The sequence below is a fragment of the Streptomyces sp. NPDC000345 genome (assembly GCF_042898825.1).
Classification (GTDB): Bacteria; Actinomycetota; Actinomycetes; order Streptomycetales; family Streptomycetaceae; genus Streptomyces.
Map to the genome: position 1 here is coordinate 22,126 of NZ_JBIAZE010000024.1, position 16,363 is coordinate 38,488.

The 16,363-nt window shown below is 69.1% G+C and carries 12 protein-coding genes; 9 read left to right on the forward strand and 3 right to left on the reverse strand.

Annotation, left to right across the window (positions count from 1 at the left end; genetic code table 11):
• Positions 1 to 53: 53 nt before the first annotated feature.
• From ACFY30_RS37260 to ACFY30_RS37275, 4 genes are all read left to right on the forward strand, one after another.
• Entirely contained in the window at positions 54 to 989 is a 936-nt protein-coding gene (locus ACFY30_RS37260; protein ID WP_390849576.1) for a hypothetical protein, read from the forward strand.
• 90 nt (positions 990 to 1,079) lie between these two features.
• Entirely contained in the window at positions 1,080 to 1,451 is a 372-nt protein-coding gene (locus ACFY30_RS37265; protein ID WP_390849577.1) for a Mu transposase C-terminal domain-containing protein, read from the forward strand.
• 499 nt (positions 1,452 to 1,950) lie between these two features.
• Positions 1,951 to 2,166: a hypothetical protein gene (locus ACFY30_RS37270; RefSeq protein WP_390849578.1), complete on the forward strand. Its 216-nt coding sequence runs from the start codon at positions 1,951 to 1,953 to the stop codon at positions 2,164 to 2,166.
• Positions 2,167 to 2,572: 406 nt separating this feature from the next.
• Positions 2,573 to 2,980: a hypothetical protein gene (locus tag ACFY30_RS37275; RefSeq protein ID WP_390849579.1), complete on the forward strand. Its 408-nt coding sequence runs from the start codon at positions 2,573 to 2,575 to the stop codon at positions 2,978 to 2,980.
• Between the two features lie 2,002 nt (positions 2,981 to 4,982).
• On the opposite strand, the gene ACFY30_RS37280 is transcribed toward ACFY30_RS37275, so the two are convergent.
• The gene (locus ACFY30_RS37280) at positions 4,983 to 6,743 is read right to left on the reverse strand and encodes a S8 family serine peptidase (protein WP_390849580.1); all 1,761 of its coding nucleotides are present in this window, start codon (positions 6,741 to 6,743) and stop codon (positions 4,983 to 4,985) included.
• A 1,397-nt stretch (positions 6,744 to 8,140) separates the two neighbouring features.
• Between ACFY30_RS37280 and ACFY30_RS37285 the strand changes: the two genes are divergently transcribed.
• The 3 genes from ACFY30_RS37285 to ACFY30_RS37295 all read left to right on the forward strand — a co-directional run bounded on the left by ACFY30_RS37285 (position 8,141) and on the right by ACFY30_RS37295 (position 13,079).
• Positions 8,141 to 9,580, forward strand: a complete 1,440-nt coding sequence (locus ACFY30_RS37285; RefSeq protein WP_390849581.1) for a carboxylesterase/lipase family protein — start codon at positions 8,141 to 8,143, stop codon at positions 9,578 to 9,580.
• 1,255 nt (positions 9,581 to 10,835) lie between these two features.
• Complete coding sequence (locus ACFY30_RS37290; protein ID WP_390849582.1) at positions 10,836 to 11,186, forward strand: hypothetical protein; 351 nt, start codon at positions 10,836 to 10,838, stop codon at positions 11,184 to 11,186.
• Between the two features lie 1,503 nt (positions 11,187 to 12,689).
• Positions 12,690 to 13,079 (forward strand): DUF4440 domain-containing protein, encoded by a 390-nt coding sequence (locus ACFY30_RS37295; protein WP_390849583.1) that lies wholly within the window; start codon positions 12,690 to 12,692, stop codon positions 13,077 to 13,079.
• Between the two features lie 132 nt (positions 13,080 to 13,211).
• Here the strand turns inward: ACFY30_RS37295 and ACFY30_RS37300 are convergent, their stop codons facing one another.
• Together ACFY30_RS37300 and ACFY30_RS37305 are read right to left on the reverse strand one after the other, a co-directional pair.
• On the reverse strand, positions 13,212 to 13,415 hold the full coding sequence (locus tag ACFY30_RS37300) for a hypothetical protein (protein ID WP_390849584.1): 204 nt from the start codon (positions 13,413 to 13,415) through the stop codon (positions 13,212 to 13,214).
• A 307-nt stretch (positions 13,416 to 13,722) separates the two neighbouring features.
• A complete protein-coding gene (locus tag ACFY30_RS37305; RefSeq protein WP_390849585.1) occupies positions 13,723 to 13,947 on the reverse strand; it encodes a hypothetical protein in 225 nt (74 codons plus the stop codon).
• A gap of 896 nt (positions 13,948 to 14,843) precedes the next feature.
• Here ACFY30_RS37305 and ACFY30_RS37310 point away from each other — a divergent pair.
• Together ACFY30_RS37310 and ACFY30_RS37315 are read left to right on the forward strand one after the other, a co-directional pair.
• Positions 14,844 to 15,203 carry an arabinofuranosidase catalytic domain-containing protein gene (locus ACFY30_RS37310; RefSeq protein ID WP_390849586.1) on the forward strand — a complete coding sequence of 120 codons (360 nt, stop codon included), beginning with the start codon at positions 14,844 to 14,846 and terminating at the stop codon, positions 15,201 to 15,203.
• Positions 15,204 to 15,374: 171 nt separating this feature from the next.
• A complete protein-coding gene (locus ACFY30_RS37315; protein WP_390849587.1) occupies positions 15,375 to 16,313 on the forward strand; it encodes an alpha/beta hydrolase family esterase in 939 nt (312 codons plus the stop codon).
• Positions 16,314 to 16,363 lie beyond the last annotated feature (50 nt).

Genomic DNA, 16,363 nt, shown 5'->3' on the forward strand with positions numbered 1-16,363 from the left:
AGGCTGTGGGCTTGGCGCCGCGGACCTCGCCGTAGGGCTTGAATGCCCGGCGGGTGACCGTCTGGCCGGAGGCGACGTCGACCGAGGTGGTCGCCGCGGTCAAAGACGTGCTGCGCCGGCAGCGGGGCCGCTCCAAGGGCACCGTCAGCGCGCTGATGCCACGCGTCGCGCAGGTCCTTCAGGACCGGTACGGCACCAGCGTGCCCATGCCGGCCCAGGCGACCTTCTACCGGCTCGTCCGCCAGCTCGCCGGGCCCGCCGACCATCCCGCACACCCCGCCCGTACCCCGCCCATCACCGAGGACGGACGCGGCCACACCCCCACCGTTGCGCTGCGGCCCGGGGAGCAGGTGCAGATCGACACCACCCGCCTGGACGCCCTCGCTCTGTTCGACGACGGGACCCTCGGCCGGCCCGAGATGACCATCGCGGTGGATGTCGCGACGCGCGCGATCCTGGCCGCTGTGCTGTGCCCGGGCGGCACGCAGGCCGTGGACGCGGCCCTGCTCCTGGCCGAGATGGCCGTGCCTCACCCGGCCCGCCCCACCTGGCCCGACGCCCTGCGCTTCACCCACACCCAACTGCCCGCCCACAAGCGGCTGCTGACCCTGGACGAACGCCTCGAGCAAGCCGCCGCACGCCCCGTCGTGATCCTGAGACACTCATCGTCGACCGGGGCAAAATCTTCCTGTCCAGGACGTTCACCGCCGCCTGTGAGAGCCTCGGCATCAGTGTGCAGCCCGCCCCGCCCTACTCCCCCACCGCCAAAGGCATCGTCGAGCGCACCTTCGGCTCGATCAATGCGCTGTTCTGCCAGCGCCTGCCCGGCTACACAGGCTCCGACATCACCCGCCGCGGCAAAGATGCCGAACACGAAGCGTGCTTCACCGTCGCGCAACTGCAGGACCTGCTCGACGAATGGCTCGTCCACTACCACCACCGCCCCCACGAAGGGCTGCGCCATCCCGTCCTGCCCAGGGCAGCGCTGACACCTAACCAGATGTGGGCCGCCCTCATCTCGGTCATCGGCTACGTACCCGTGCGCCCTGACCAGGGACGACTACCTCGAACTGCTGCCGGTGCGCTGGCAGGCCATCACCGAACGCGGCATCCGCCTGAACCACCGCACCTACGACTGCAAGCTGCTGGGCCCGTACCGCGGACAGCCCTCGCCCGTCACCACGCGCGGCGGGAAGTGGGAGGTCCACACCAACCCCCACGACGCCCGCCAGATCTGGCTGCGCCTGCCCGACGGACAACTGGCCGAGATCCCATGGATCCACCGCGCCCACGGCACCGGCCGTTCAACGAACAGACCTGGCAGCACATCCGCACCACCATCACCGGCCACACCGACCCCGACAGCCTCGAGGCCGACCTCGCCGACGCCCTCGACCAGCTCATGCGCCGCGCCCGCACCGGTCATGCCACCAAGGCTGAGCACCGTCTGATCACCCGCACCGCACCTACCAGAACACCTCTGCCGCCACCGCGCTCGGAACACGGCCATACAGAGCAGGAACCGCCCACGCCCACGCCGGCTCCCGCGGCGGGCACCGACGCCTCGACCATCTCGACGACACCCCGACGAGCCCCAAACGCTCGACCAGGACGCCGAGGAAGGCGACGCCGGCATGCCGGCCGTCCCCTGCACCGGGCTCGGGCTCTACGACGCACAGGCAGAGGCGCTGAAGTGGTGAACACCCAAGGCGCCCCCGGAGCGAGCAGCCACGACCGCTCACACACCACCAACCTGGCAGACACGACGGGGCCCTCCAGGCCAGTGACCACCTGGCAGGGCTGGCAGCACTTCGCCACCAGCCCCGCCCCAGCCCGGCCAAACGCCCCGCAGCCGCGAGGAACGCCGTCACACACCGCCTGGACGCGCTGCGCCTGGACCACCCTGACGACTCCGCCTGCGGCACCGCCGAGCAGCCCGGCACAGACGACGTGCTGCTGGACAGCATCTGCCAGTTCGACGCCGTGTACTGCGTCACCGCCCACGCCGCGAAACCCAATCGCTCGCAGTTCTGCCCGAGCTTCTGCGGCCTGTACGCCCACCGCTCCGGGCCCATCCTCGTCCGCCTCCTCGACGACCCTGCCGTCTACGACAAGATCCTCCCCGGCATCTCCGAAGAACACGGACCCAAGCCATCACCGAGGTAGCCAAAGCCGCAGAACGCGAAGGATGGCAGATCAGCAACGGCCCCTATTTCCTCACCGACGACCGCCTCTGACACAACGCCCACACACCACCCCACACACCAACTACCCCCCGCCTCAGCGACACCAGCCGGCCGATCACCAGCATGTCGCCCAGCAGGAGCGCGCTCGTGTCGCGGAGTTGCTCACGGTCCTCCATATCCAGGGCCGTTTCCTCTTCGGCGGCCTGGGCCAAAAGTCCGCCTTGAGCTGGGTATTCAAGAAACGTCGAAGGCTATTCCAAGGCGGCTGTGTGACGTTGGTGGCGGGGAAAGCCCAGGAACTTGATCAGGAATTGGGCTGCTCAGAAATCCGTTCCGCGCCGAGATACTCGTCGCGTTCCCGTACCTTGATCGACAAGGAGTTTGTCGTGGCATCCAGACTTGCCCGTACGATCGCCGTCGCTGCCGCCGGCGCCGGCCTCGTCCTGTCCCTTGCCGGCTCCGCCCAGGCGGAACCCGGCGGCGGCACTTACAGCGCCCTTCTCGATGACGGCTGCGGCTCTACCAGCGGCACCTACCACTGGTACGACAGCACCGTCTACAACGGCAAGGAATCCTTCAGGACCAACTGGGATTTCGACCTCAGGGACCTGTGCTCCACCAACGGTTACGCCGTGAGCCTCTACAGGAAGTACAGCAAGTGGAACGGCAGCGCCTGGATCAATGACGGGAGGTACCACAAGATCGCTGCTTCGGGGTCCGAAACCAAGGTCGCCGACGTCCGAATCTTCCTGTGCGAGGTCGGCCGGCCCTCCACCTGCGAGGGCATTTCCTAGCATCGCCAGCGGGCCGGGCGCTGAGCCCGGCCCGCCTTGGCCCTGCAGGGCCTGCCGGTGTGCCTCGTGGACCTCGACCACCAGGCTGAACGCCGCCCCGGGGCTGCGGAACCGTGGTGCTGTTCGATCTGCTGCGTTGGTTCCGTGTGCTCTGGTTGCACGAGGTTCCCTGGCACAGGGCGACAGAGGCAGAGACCGGCGCCCTGGTGGGCTGGCTCCGTGTCGCCGCGAACCCGCAGCGGCGCCGGCTCAACCCTGGCGCCCGTCGCCGGGATCGATGAACGGCCGGACTGGCACGAGCTACCTCCGGGTCGGCTTCACACCGAGGACGATCAACCACAACCTCACGGTGATCAGCAGCTTCTACGCCTTCCACGGGCACCACGGACGTGGCCCGGTGGTCAACCCGGTTCCCGAGGCGTCCGCACTGCGGCACGTCCTGGCTCACCGGGATCCAGACGCTGCCCCTGTGCTCAGACGGTCACGCCTTCGTCAACAGGTCCCGAGTACCGAGCCACGACCGGGACCGAGCTGCGGTGCTCCTCTACGTCTCCCGCGGCGCCCGGGCTGGTGAGTAGCTGAGCGTCACTCCGGCCGACATCGACCGGTCCCGTCAGCTGATCTACGTGGTGACTGAAAGAAGCCAGGAACGCGAGCCTGTGCCGGTCAGCCCGCAGTCCCTCGTGGTTTTGGCCTCCAATCTGGACAGGGCTGGCCGTCCGCCTGCCCACGAGCCGTCTTCCGGACACGTCGGGGCCGGAGAAGCCGCTGTCCTGTTGGGCGATGCGGCGGGTGATCCAGCGCGCAGACGAGTGACTGGGCACCAACTGGACCCTCCACGACATCCGGCACACAGCCGCGAACCGCATGGCGAACGATCCGGCCCTCACCTTGCCGCAGGTGCGCGTGATCTTGAGGCACAGCGATTTGGCGACCACTGGCCGCTACCTCAACGCCCGGGTCGAGGAACTCTTTGATGCTCTGCAGGCCCACTACAACCGGCCCCGTGTTGAGCGGAGTTTTGCGCCGCGCCGGGCTATGACCCGGAGGACTTCAAGGCGGTGTTCGGTGGCTAACGCTTCTGCGGTCGAGACGTACACGATCCGGGACCGGCGACGAACTACCGCGGTGGTGAGCGGCAGGACGTGACGCGGTTCGTGAGTACCGTGGTGAAACCCGCTCCCGCCTTGAGATTGCAGAACCCGCCCGCACCGTTCGGTGATCTCTCATGCGCCACTCCCTCAAGCAGGGCCTGCGCGCCGGGTCGGGGGGTATCCCGGTGCGCAGGCCCCGCAGCGCCATGGTCCGTCCTGCTGCGGCTCCGGCGCGCCCGTCCGGCCGGCACACCTGGGCCGGCCGCGCGGCACGGCTCGTGCCTCGCCCGCCGACGCGTCGACGTCCTCTGGGCCCTGCTCCGAGACAAACCCCCCTTCGCCGGGGCTTGGTCGAAACCGTGTGCGGAACTCGGTGCCCCGCCTCCCTCGCATTCGGCCTCCTTGCCGGTGGCGTCCTGGGCGGCGTTTTTGTGCCGTGCTTACAGCGGCACTGGAGTCCTCCCGAACCATGCGTGGTGAGGATGATGCCGCGCGCAGGGTCACTCGCGGGCGCTTAGCAGGAGTCGGTGCGCAAGGCGTAGGCCTCCCGCGGCAAGGCCGCCTCCGCGGTCCGGGCCGGGACGGTGGCCCGCCGCTCGAGCCGGCCGGCACTCCTCGGGGCCGTGTCCGCGCTGCCTGTACGGGCAGCGCGGACACAGCCCTGCAGCTCGTCGGTGAGGCGCACGGTGAGCTGGACACCGACTCCAGGCCGTCCGCGGCCTTCCTGGACGCCTCGGGCATGGTGGCCCCGACCGCGGCGTACACCGCCGTCGGGGCTCATATGCCCTGTGCCGCCCAGCAGTTCGCAGCCCTGGCCGAACAGACCGCAGCCTGCCTTGTCCGCGGCCGCGGGCGGGGAGCTGTCGTCGGCGCTGTGCGTGCCGTACGCGGGCGTTGCGGGCCCTGCGCTAGAAGGTCAGGTTCCAGGCGTCGATCTTGCCTGTGTCGGAGGCGGCGTTGTCGTTGACGCGCAGCTTCCAGGTGCCGCTCGCGACCTCCGAGGAGGCGTTCACGGTGTAGGTCTGGGTGATGTTGTCGGCGCTGCTGCCGGCGTGGTTGTGCAGCGTGTAGACGGTGCCGTCCGGTGCCACCAGGTCGACCTTCAGGTCACCGATGTAGGTGTGCTTGATGTCCACACCCACCTTGAGGGTGGCCGGGGCGTTGCCGGTCACACCGGTTACGGCGATCGGGCTCTCCACGGTCGCGTTGTCGTTGATGGCGAAGTCCGCGAGGTTCTCGAAGTACTTGCCGGTCGGCGGGGTGGTCCCGACGGCCTTGAGGGCGTCGACCTGTCCTTCGCCGAAGAACGAGTTGTTGGCCGTCGTGCCCGTGCAGCGGCTGTCCGAGGGGCAGGCGATGTCGTTGGCCTGCTCGGCCAGCTTGGCGCGGAGTTGCGCCGGGGTGATGCCCGGGTTGGCGCTGGCGATGAGTGCCGCCACGCCGGCCACGTGCGGGGTGGCCATCGAGGTACCGCTCTTACTGCCGTAGCCGCCGCCGGGGACGGTGGAGTACACGTTGCTGCCGGGCGCCGCGACGTCGATGACGCCCTGCCCGTAGTTGGAGAACGAGGCCTTGGTGACGCCTGTGCCGTTGGCCGCGACCGTGACCACGCCCGGCAGCTCGGTCGGGATGTCGAGGCAGGCGTTGGTGATGGTGCGGGTGACCGGCGTCGAGTCGTTCGGGCTCGCGGAGTCGGTCGTCTTGTGGGCGAGGTCGTAGTTCTCGTTGCCCGCGGCGGCGATCTGGAGGGAGCCCTTGCCCTCGGCGTACTCCTGGGCGCGCTTGACGCCCTCGACGATGGCGGCCTGGTCGATGTTGTCCGGGCAGTTGAACTGCCACGGGTCCGTGTAATAGCTGTTGTTGGTGACCTTGAAGCCGTGGTCACCGGCCCAGACGAAGCCGCAGATGGTGTTCTCGGCGAAGAAGAAGGAGTTACCCGGCTCGGCGACCCGGACCGCGGCGATCTTCACCCCTGGTGCCACGCCGACGACGCCCTTGCCGTTCCTGGCCGCGGCGATGGTGCCCGCTACGTGGGTGCCGTGCGTGTCGACGTCCCGCCAGGCGCCGGCACGGGTGTCGGGCTTGCCGTAGGCGCAGGAGACCGAGTCGGCCGCGTCGAAGTTGGGCGCCAGGTCCTGGTGCTGGTCGTCCACACCGGTGTCCAGGATGCCGACCTTGACGGAGGCGGAGCCTGGGTTCACGGCCCAGGCCTGGTCGGCCTTGATCTGGCTCATGTCGGCCCGGACCGGTTCTCCGGCCGGGGTCGAGGCCTGGGACGGACTGGCAGGGACTGCCGGGTTGTAGGCGTCGGCCGGGACGTCCGAGGTGCGCGTGGCGCCGACCTGCTGCACGCCGGCGACGCCGCGCATGGTGGCGGCGAATCCGCTGGACGCCGAGTGGGCGACGATCACGCCGATGGCGTCGAAGTTCGAGAAGACGGTGCCGCCGTTGGACGCGATCGCGGAGCGGACCGCCGAACTGTCACCGGGGGCGGTGATCACGAGGTAGGCACGCGTCCCGGCCACCCAGGTCGCACTCTGGGAAGCCGGCGCGGCGGCCGGAGCGTGGGCCTTGGCGGCCGGCGCGGTAGAGGGGACGACGGGGAGCGTGCCCGCGAGGGCTCCCGGGGCGCCGAACGCGAGGGCGGCGCCGAGCGTGGCCGCCAGCACCAGCGTACGTCTAGGGCGGCTGGATATGTGGGGTATCAATGCGTCCTCCGGAGACGGCCCGTCCGCGCTGAGGGCACCGGCCGGGCCGTACGAAACGAGTGGTGGATGCAAGATGTCAGGTGCATGCTCCAGGGCGGAAGTACCTTTCCGCGCAGGGACGTCATAGAGGCATGGCTGAAAACAGACGTGCTCCGGGCATCGAGGGTCGGGATCCACCGAGAGCTCGGCGACACCGACCGCGCCCTGGCGTACGCCGCCGGCCCGGTGCCGGCCGTGCTGCCCGCACCGGAGCGCCGGACCCGCGCGGCGACCGACACCGCCCGCGGCCTGGTGGCCGTCGGCGACGTACTACCCTCTCGTGCCGGTCGAAGCACCGAGCAAACGGACGGCGCTCCCGGACCTGGGGTGAAGCGTTTCGGGAGCCATCTCGCCGTACCCTCTGAGCTGCCGAAACAGACTTTCGTTCAAGGCCCCCTCCCGGACGCCGGCGGCGAGCGCCCGGCCGACGGCGGCGCGCTGTCTGCTGTCCAGCTGCGCGGCCTGGGCGAGGGTGCCGTCCGGGAGCCGGACGACGAGGTAAGCGGGGCGGGCCGGGGAGCCCGCGATCGCCACGATCTCCATGTCCACGTGTCGACATGCCACTGGTGGAGTAGTGGTAATCGAGAGCTGCAGTATTCGTCCACGGGGCGAGTGTCGAGTCGGCACCCCCATACTCCCAGTCGATCCGCCCGGAACGTGCGGCTGCGCCGGCTTCATCGACCTGCGCCCGGACGCCGGCGCATGACCCGCGCTCGGCAGCCGCCGGGCCAAGGACAAAGGGAATATGGCGGCCAGCTCATCAGCCGGGTGCCCGTCGCCTCGTGGTCGAGGGTGATGCGGGCTCCGTCCCGGCCTCCGCACGCACCGATCCGCCGCGTTGTTTTGTCCTCCGCGGCGGCCGGGGCGTCACACCAGCCTTTCAGCATCGGCCGGCCTTCTGCCCACAGGGTGACCCGGTAACGGCGCTGCCTGGATCGGCCGGCCTCCCAGTTCTGCCGGAGTCCGGCGATCACTCGGTCCCGGCACTGGCCGTGGCATCGTCGCCCCAGGGCGGGAGGGTCGACGACTCGTGTCGTGACCGCGAGCACCCCGTAGCAGCAGCGGCGGCGGTCGGGCGAGTGGATGTCGATGCGTGCGAGCCAGTCGGCACACGTCGGGCCGGGCGGGGCCGGGTCGGCGGTGCAGGGAGCCCATCCCCTAGAATCGAACGCGTGAACGATGAGTCGCCGTCTCGTCTGGAAATGCTGCGCTTCGCACGCCGCGTCGTCGGCAGTCCCTGAGCTGACGCGAAACACCCTGACAACGCCACACTCGCTGCCAGGGCAGGTCACGCGAGGGCTCTCCCCGAAAGGAAACACATGCACGACACGGTCAAGACCCAGCAAGGCCTGGTCCGCGGCCGCACCCACGACGGCATCGCCTCGTTCAAGGGCATCCCGTACGCTGCCGCCCCCGACGGTGCCCGGCGTTTCCTGCCGCCCCAGCCCGCAGATGCCTGGGACGGAGCTCGGGAAGCCGACGCCTTCGGCAGCGCGCCGCCGCAACAACCGCCGGCCCCAGGAGTTCCGGCCGTGTGGCAGTCCGGCGACGGCCTGGACTGCCTGACGGTGAACGTCTGGACCCCATCCCCCGGAACCGCGCGCCTGCCCGTGATGGTGTGGATCTACGGCGGTCAGTGGACGTACGGCGCCTCATCCATGCCGCACTACGACGGCTCCGTTCTTGCCAGATCCGGCGTGGTCATCGTGACCTTCAACTATCGCACCGGCTTCGAGGGCTTCGGCCACCTGCCCGGCACCCCCGACAATCGCGGCCTGCTGGACCAGCTCGCCGCACTGGCCTGGGTTCAGGACAACATCGCCGCCTTCGGAGGCGACCCCGGCAACGTCACCGTCTTCGGCCAGTCCGCAGGCGGCGCCTCCGCAGCCCTGCTCGCCGCCGCGCCAGCAGCCGCCGGCCTGTTCCGACGGTGCATCGTGCAAAGCCTTCCCACCGGCCACCTCAGCGCGCCCACCGCCCAGCAGGTCACCGAACGGCTCGCAGCAGCCGTCGGCACCACGCCCACCCGGGACGGCCTGGCCGCACTGCCCCCTGAAGCTCTCCTGGATGTGCCGGACAGGCAGCTGACCGGCGGACGCCCCGGTAGTGCCTTCGCCCCGGTCATCGACACAGAGCTGGTCACCGCCGCTCCTTGGCAGGCCCTCGCCGACGGACGGGCCGCCCGCCATATCGATCTGCTCTGCGGCTTCACTCACGACGAATACCGTGGCTTCCCGCCCACTGCCGACCCGGCCCGGATCGATCTCGGAGCCACCGCCACCCACTTCGGCCTCGCTCCCGACGCCGCACCCGCCTACCGAGCGGCCTATCCCGACAGCACCACCGCCGAATTGTTCACCACCCTCATGTCCGACGGCCTGGTCCGCATGCCGACCACCCTCACCGCAGAAGCACACGCCCAGACCGGCGGTCGCACCTGGCTCTACGACTTCGCCTGGCAGGGACCGATCGGCGCCGCCCACGGAATCGACATCCCGTTCATCTTCGGCCTGCCCCAGACCCGTTATGCCACTCGCTTCCTCGGCACCCCCACCCCTGCCGACTTTGCCGCCCTGTCCCACCAGATCCGCACCGCATGGACCTCCTTCGCTGCCACCGGCGACCCCGGGTGGGCACCCTTCGACGCCCACCTCCTCACCACACGCATCTGGAACACCGCCCCCACCGACACCGCATACCCCCTATCGGACTCCCGCCGCATCTGGAGCCAGACACAGCCATCTGCCGCCGACCAGTAGCGGTTGAGGACTTCTGAAGTCGCCGGCCCACTCCAAGACCAACCGACGGCAGCTTGAGACCCCGCTCAGCAACACCCCCAGCCAGTGCCGTCACGTCTCCTCGACATTCATGAAACCGGTGATCACGAACTACCTCCGGAACCGGCCAACAAACGCCGGCCCCAGAGATCAACTAAGCCATCCAGCCGGCGCATCGCGAGCGGATACAGCAACAAGAGGAACTTCCACGGCAGCTGGCGGAAGTGCGCCGAAGACATCCTCCAGCCCTCTTCGACCACCTCAGCGAACGCGTCGGCGCAGAAAGCAGCATCCCACCCTCGAGCGCTACCGCACCCGCATCGAGTGGTTCGACCGCGACGAGCTCTACACCCGCTTCAAGGCGAACCTCTTCAACGGCGAAGAGGTCTACAACCTCGGCCTCCACCGCTTCCTCGAGGGCCACCACATCACCCACGCAAGGCCACGCTCAGCATCCGGCGAAGCCGACCTCATCGGCCACCTCGACAGCCTTGTACACCACCAGGCCCCCTCCAAGCATCAGAGGGCCTATCCCCGCCGACGCCACCACCGCCTATGCCGCCGACCGCCGTGTGGGTGCATGGCGAGCGTTCCCAACTCGCCGAGCAAGGCGTCCACATACGCTGCCGTGTGCCGTACGCAGTGCCCTCGGCGACCCGCCGAAGCACCGTGATCTCCTGGAGCAGCACGCGCGCCACTTCGTGGTCGGAGTCGACAGCGGCGTCAGCGAGCATCGAGCAGGCGGCCAGTGCGGTCTCACCGTTGGGAACAGCCCGGCCGCGCGACGAGTCCAGCCGCCCGGCGGTGGTTCCCAAGTACAGGTAGGAGCGTTCGATCCCGGCCCGTAGCAGCGTGTGCGCGATCGCCTCACACGCGGTCATCTCCCGCCTCCGGCATCGGCGGCGCCTCGAGGGTGACGACAAGCGGCAGGCGGTCGGCAGGCAGGAAACCAAGATCGCCGTCTCACGCAGCTGATGGGGTCGGCAGACCACTACCGTGTCGCCGACACCGATCCGGGTCTCGTACCGCGCCGGGGTTCACGCTACAACCCGTTCAGATACGAATCGACGATTCCGTAAAGCCGGGCGATCTCCGGAACCAGTGCGCCCACGATGCCCAACGCAAAGACGACTGAGGAATGCACCTCGGTGATGCTCGGCGGCTTGCCGACGGCGGGTCGGACACGCGGTCACCCGGCAGCAGAAACACTCTGTCGCCCCCGAGGAGTGATCGCACCGTGGGCCATCATGAAGTCTTCGCCCCATGCGCGGGCCCTCGGCGATGCAACCGGCGTCCGTCAGTCATCACCTTCACCGAGCAGGGCACCCTGAAGGCCAAAGCATTCCTGCTCACCCAGAACCTGGACCAGCTCGAAGCCCTCGACCTCGACGAGTTCCGCGTCTTCCAGGTCACCCTCGGCGAACTCGAGAAGCGCACCCAGCTCCTCTTCCCGGCCGCACTGCACAAGGGCGACACCCTGGCCGTCCCGAAGCCGTGGCCGATCGGGCGCCGCTGGAAGCCTCGCCGACATCCAGTGGAACTAGGCTGCCGGCGCCTCCAACGGAGCCAGCCAACGAAGTCAGTCTGAGCACGACCGTCGGGCAGCCGAGGGACCACACCCAAGTACCCGACACCGGTGCGCGGATGCAGGCAGCCCCGACTCGATGGGGAAGACCAGCCGGGGGGTGCGCGGGATCGCTCTCGCGCTGGCTGGTGGGCAGCGCGGTGCGCCCTTCGTAGGCCCCGTTCTCGTATGGCTACGGCGAACAGACATGTCGCGCAGGGTGATGCTCGGGGCTAGGTTAGGCCGGCCCCGGTGCGGCGAGGGCCGGCGTTACAGCGATTGGCGGTGGCGGCAACTCCGCTCCGAGTGGTACCCCTGTCCACCCCTCCCGCGTCGTACACCGCGGCGGTCGAGCGCTCCCTCACCGGCGCGGGCATCGCGAAGTCCTCCGCGCGGTTCTACCGGATCTCAGTGGCAACGTGGGGCTGGATGTTCGTCGGCGGAGCGGCCCCGACCGGACCCGCCCGCCGGGGCGCGAAGCCGCCTGTCTTCCCCGTCACGGCGATCCACGGCCCGGCGTTGCCGGAGGTGCCGGCCGAACTGGCGGCGGCGCGGGCGGGCGGGCGGGCGAGATGGACGCCGACACCGTCAACCGGGAACTGTCCATCGCGCGCAAGGCGATCGGCTGGTAGCAGCGCCAGGGCTGGATCGAAGGTGGTCCGACAATCGGCATCGAGCGGCGGCCGGCACCCAGACCGCACCAAGGCCCTGGCGGAAGATCAGATCGCCACCCTATGGCGCCTGGACGTCGCCCTACGGGAGAAGACGTTCTGGAAATACTCTACGATTCCGCCGCTCGGGCCGACGAGGTGCTGTGCCTGATCGTGAAAGACCTACACCAGCAGGACAAACGCGGCTGGATCACTGCCAGGGGCGGCGCGCTGGATTCACTGGCAGCCCGGCACCGCCCAGCTGCTACCCCGACTGATCGCCCGCCGCATCAGCGGCCCGCTGTTCCTCACCGACCGCAAAGCTCCCGCCGGAACGCCGACGCTCGACGTAGGCCCCGGGACCGGCCGGGCCCGGCTCTCCTACCGGTGGGCCGAGAAGATTTTCGAGGAGAACTCCCGACTGCTGGCCAACCCGCTCGCCTCACCCGAGGGCATCGAGGACCTGGACGGCTGGACCCTGTAACGGCTGCGGCACTCCGCGCTCACGCACGACGCGGAGGGCGGCCCCTCCACACCGATGCTGCCGGCCCGCTCCCGCCACGCCTCCGTGCGCTGGCTGGAGCGGTACGCCCGCCCCGCGGCGACGCAGCCGCCCGACATGTCGCCGAGCGGGACCCTCTGCCCGCCGACGGGGTTGAACCGGGCTGCCTCGGCGGCTGCCCGCGAGAGGCTTCAAGATCAAATAGTGGCGGCTTCCGGGCTCACCTCGGCGTATCCCCCCGGTTCAACTCCGTGACGCAACTGCAGAAGCGACCAGGCACGCTGCGGCCCGGAATGCCATGTCCTCCACTTCGGTCAACGGACAGGGACCCGACGCCCCTTTGCCGAGGGCTCCGGAGCGGGAGAGGATGCGTCCATGATCGACACGAATGGGAACTCCGAGGAACAGGCCGCGATCGCCGCAGCGAAGGACGGCGAACTGCGCCTCCACGACCCCGCCGTCCGGGCTTCCGCGGTCGGCGTCCGGCTGTTCGACCCCGAGTTCATCGAGATCGGCGCCTCCGGGCGACGCTGGACGTACGAGGAGATGGTCGCGGCCCTGCCCACCCTGCACGGCGGAGCGGACGGCCCGCGCATCGAGGTCTCCGGCATGCGCGGGGTGCTCCTCGCCCCGGACCTCGTGCACCTGACGTACGAGAGCGTCATCGCCGGCCGCCGGGCCCGCCGCAGCTCCCTGTGGCGCAAGGGCGAGAGCGACACCGGATGGCGGCTCTACTACCACCAGGGCACCCCCGTCCCCGAGTGATGAACACCCCTGCTGTGACGGGGTGTTCGGCCGGGGGAGGCGGAGGGTGGCGCGGGCTCCTACCCCCGACGCAGTCGCCGGCTCTTGTTCCCGTCCACACCAGCTTTCGGGCCAGGAGTACGCCTGCCGACCTCACCGGGGCTTCTCCTGCTCATTCGGCTCGCGGATCAGCCGGGCGTCCACCGCCAGCCCGGTCTGACTCAGCAGCTCGGCGATGCGGTCGGGAGAGACCCAGTAGACGTCGAGGCACAGCTCATGCCCGTATGCCTTATCCAGACGTCGGAGTTCGTCACCGGCCTTGAAGGCGATCAGCAGGTGGCCGCCTGGAGCCGGCACGCGGTGGAACTCCGCGAACACCGGTGGTCAGGTGCAGGTCGAGGCGGCCGTTCATGTCGAGCTCGAACCGGCCGTAGGGGGACACCGCCCGCCGGTCCGCGTCGGTGAGGATGTCGGCCCACTTCGGATCGACGAGGACCTTGTCGTCCTTACTGCGGCCGGCCGGTACAGCCGCGCGGAGCCGAGCAGGTCCCAGCTCCCCCGGGTGGTCAGCAGCGGTGGGCCGATGGGCTGGATGACGGTCTCGGGCCGAAACAAAAGCACGACATCCCGCATTACGACCGCCATCACCTCACGAACCGCCCTCCTAGGCCTTGGCGCGGTGCAGTTGTATCTGCCGATTGACGAAGAGGTGCACGAAACCGCAACGCAGACAGATCAGCCCCGTGGCGGTCTCATCTGCCCAGGCCAGATTGAACAACTCCCCGCCCGTGCTGTTGAGCTTTACCCCTCGTTCGCGGAAGAGATCGCTCTTGCAGACCTGACACGTGATCCACATCTCGCCCAGTGAGGCTCGCACCGCTTTGGCCATCGCATCCCCCTTGCCTTGCCCAGCACCGTGGCTGGGCCGTCGCCACTCCGTCGCTCCTGCTCGGCTTCTGTTCGATCATCGCCGTGCAGCCGACCGTTCGGGAGATCATTTGAGGAAGAACTGAGCACGAGTCCCACCGTTGTGTCGTGGGGAGGGGGCGTTGGCCGTGCCGCGTCCATGAACGCACGCCTTGGCTTCGGTCCGGCCAGCTTGGCCACGAACACTTTGCCGATGCCGCCCGAGGCGGTCCTCGACGCGATGCCCAGGCATTGTCCCGGACTCGCCTCCAGTACTGAGCGCCGCATCGACCGAACGATGGTTCGGTGTCTACGGGGAACGTCGGGTGCACGGCGGGCCTGCGGCAAGCGACCGGACCGGACATCTGAACCGATCCCGTAATGACAGGGACGGCGGAGATGGGCTTGATTGCGCCACAGGAAGTCATCACATGTATCAGGGTGAAGCGAGCCGGATGCCGGACAGGTCAAGAGGGGCACGTCACCGCAGTGGCTGATGTCCGCCACTGTGCCGTCGCGAAATCAGGCGACGGCCATTGACGATTGCGATCGGATGCCTATCATCCAAAGAGTCCGAAACACCGAGCGGCGTTCGATTTTTCGGACAACTGAGCCGGGACCGGTGTCGACACCTCCGGATCCCGTACGGCGCACGCGCGACAGCTCCCGCTGCACCAGCACCGCCCCTTCCGGTACGGCCCTTCTGCTCCTCGCCGGTGAGTACGGATCAGCCCTCGGTGTGGGAGCGAAGCCGCTCACCACACCCTGGAGTCCGGCATGCCCCCAGCAGCCCAACGCTCCTTCCCGCCCCTTTTCGTCGTCCCCCCACCGAGTCGCGCACCCAGCGCCCGTCATTCGGCGGCCAAGGCAGCCGCGTGTGTGGCGACTCTCCCGGCCACGCTGCTTGCCGCCCTGATCCCGCCGGGCCCGGCGTCGGCGGACGCCTCGGGCCCCTGTGACCTCTACGCCGCCGGTGGGACACCGTGCGTCGCGGCGCACAGCACCGTGCGCGCCCTGTACGCCTCCACCGGCTGCTCCGCCCAGAACCCACCCGAGCCCGCACAGGGCAGCCGGACCCACCGCGTCACCTCCTACTCAGGATGCTCCGCCGGGCACCCCGTGAGGTGGGCCGCATTCGACGAAGGCCACATCGCCGCACCCCAGGACGGCGCCGCCGGTGACAGCGGCTCCAGGACCTGGGTGCCGGACGAGGTCTGGGAACTCTTCACACAGTTCTGAAGCCCCTTCCCGCAGCGGGTGAGACGACCGCTCACCGCCGAGCAAGCTCACTGATGAGCGACGCGCTCACGGCTGCGACCCGTGCGGCACACACCGCCGAGCTCCCAAGGCGCCGCCGGAACGCGCGGCCCGGGGCAACGGACCCCCCACAGAAACGGAGACATCCCACCCATGAAGAGGTTACTTCCGACGCTGATCGGGCTCCTCGCCACGTGCCTGGCGGTGGCAACAGGTGCGCTGCCGGCACCGGTGCCGGCTTCAGCGGCGACGCCGGCAGCGGGAACGCTGACCGAAGTCACCGGCTTCGGCTACAACCCGTCCAGCCTGAGGATGTACGAATACGTGCCGCAGAACGCCGGTGCGCACCCGGCGCTCCTTGTCGCCAACCACTACTGCGGAGGCTCCGGACCGGCCATGTACTCGGGCAGCGAGTTCGCCTCGCTGGCCAACCAGCACGGGTTCATCGTCGTGTACCCGTCGGTCACCCGCAGCAGCAAGTGCTTCGACGTGTCGTCACCACGCGCCCTGACCCACAACGGCAGCAGTGACCCCGCAGGCATCGTGTCGATGGTGCGGTGGGAAGAGCAGCACCGGGGCGCCGACCCGAACCGGGTCTACGCCACCGGCTTCTCCTCCGGAGCGATGGAGACGAACGTCCTGCTCGGCGACTACCCCGACGTGTTCAAGGCCGGCTCGGCGTTCTCCGGCGTGCCCTTCGGCTGCTTCGCCACCACGAACGGCTCGGAGTGGAACAGCGACTGCTCCGGCGGAAGGATCACCAAAACGCCCCAGCAGTGGGGCGACCTCGTGCGCACCGCCTATCCGGGCTACACCGGGCCCCGCCCGCGCATGCAGGTGTGGCACGGCACGCAGGACACCACACTGAGCTACGTCGAGTTCGGTGAAGAGATCAAGCAGTGGACCAACGTCCTCGGGGTGAACCAGACGCCCGCCCTCACCGACCACCCGAAGTCGAACTGGACCCGAACCCGGTACGGCGGCACCGGCACCACCGCACCGGTCGAAGCAATCAGCGTCCAGGGCGTGGGCCACGGCCTGCCGCAGAGCGGCATGCAACCGCTGGCCCTGCAGTTCATGGGTCTGATCTGACCGTCGCAGCGACGGAGTCAGGCAAACCTGACGCCCGGCTGGAGTGGACC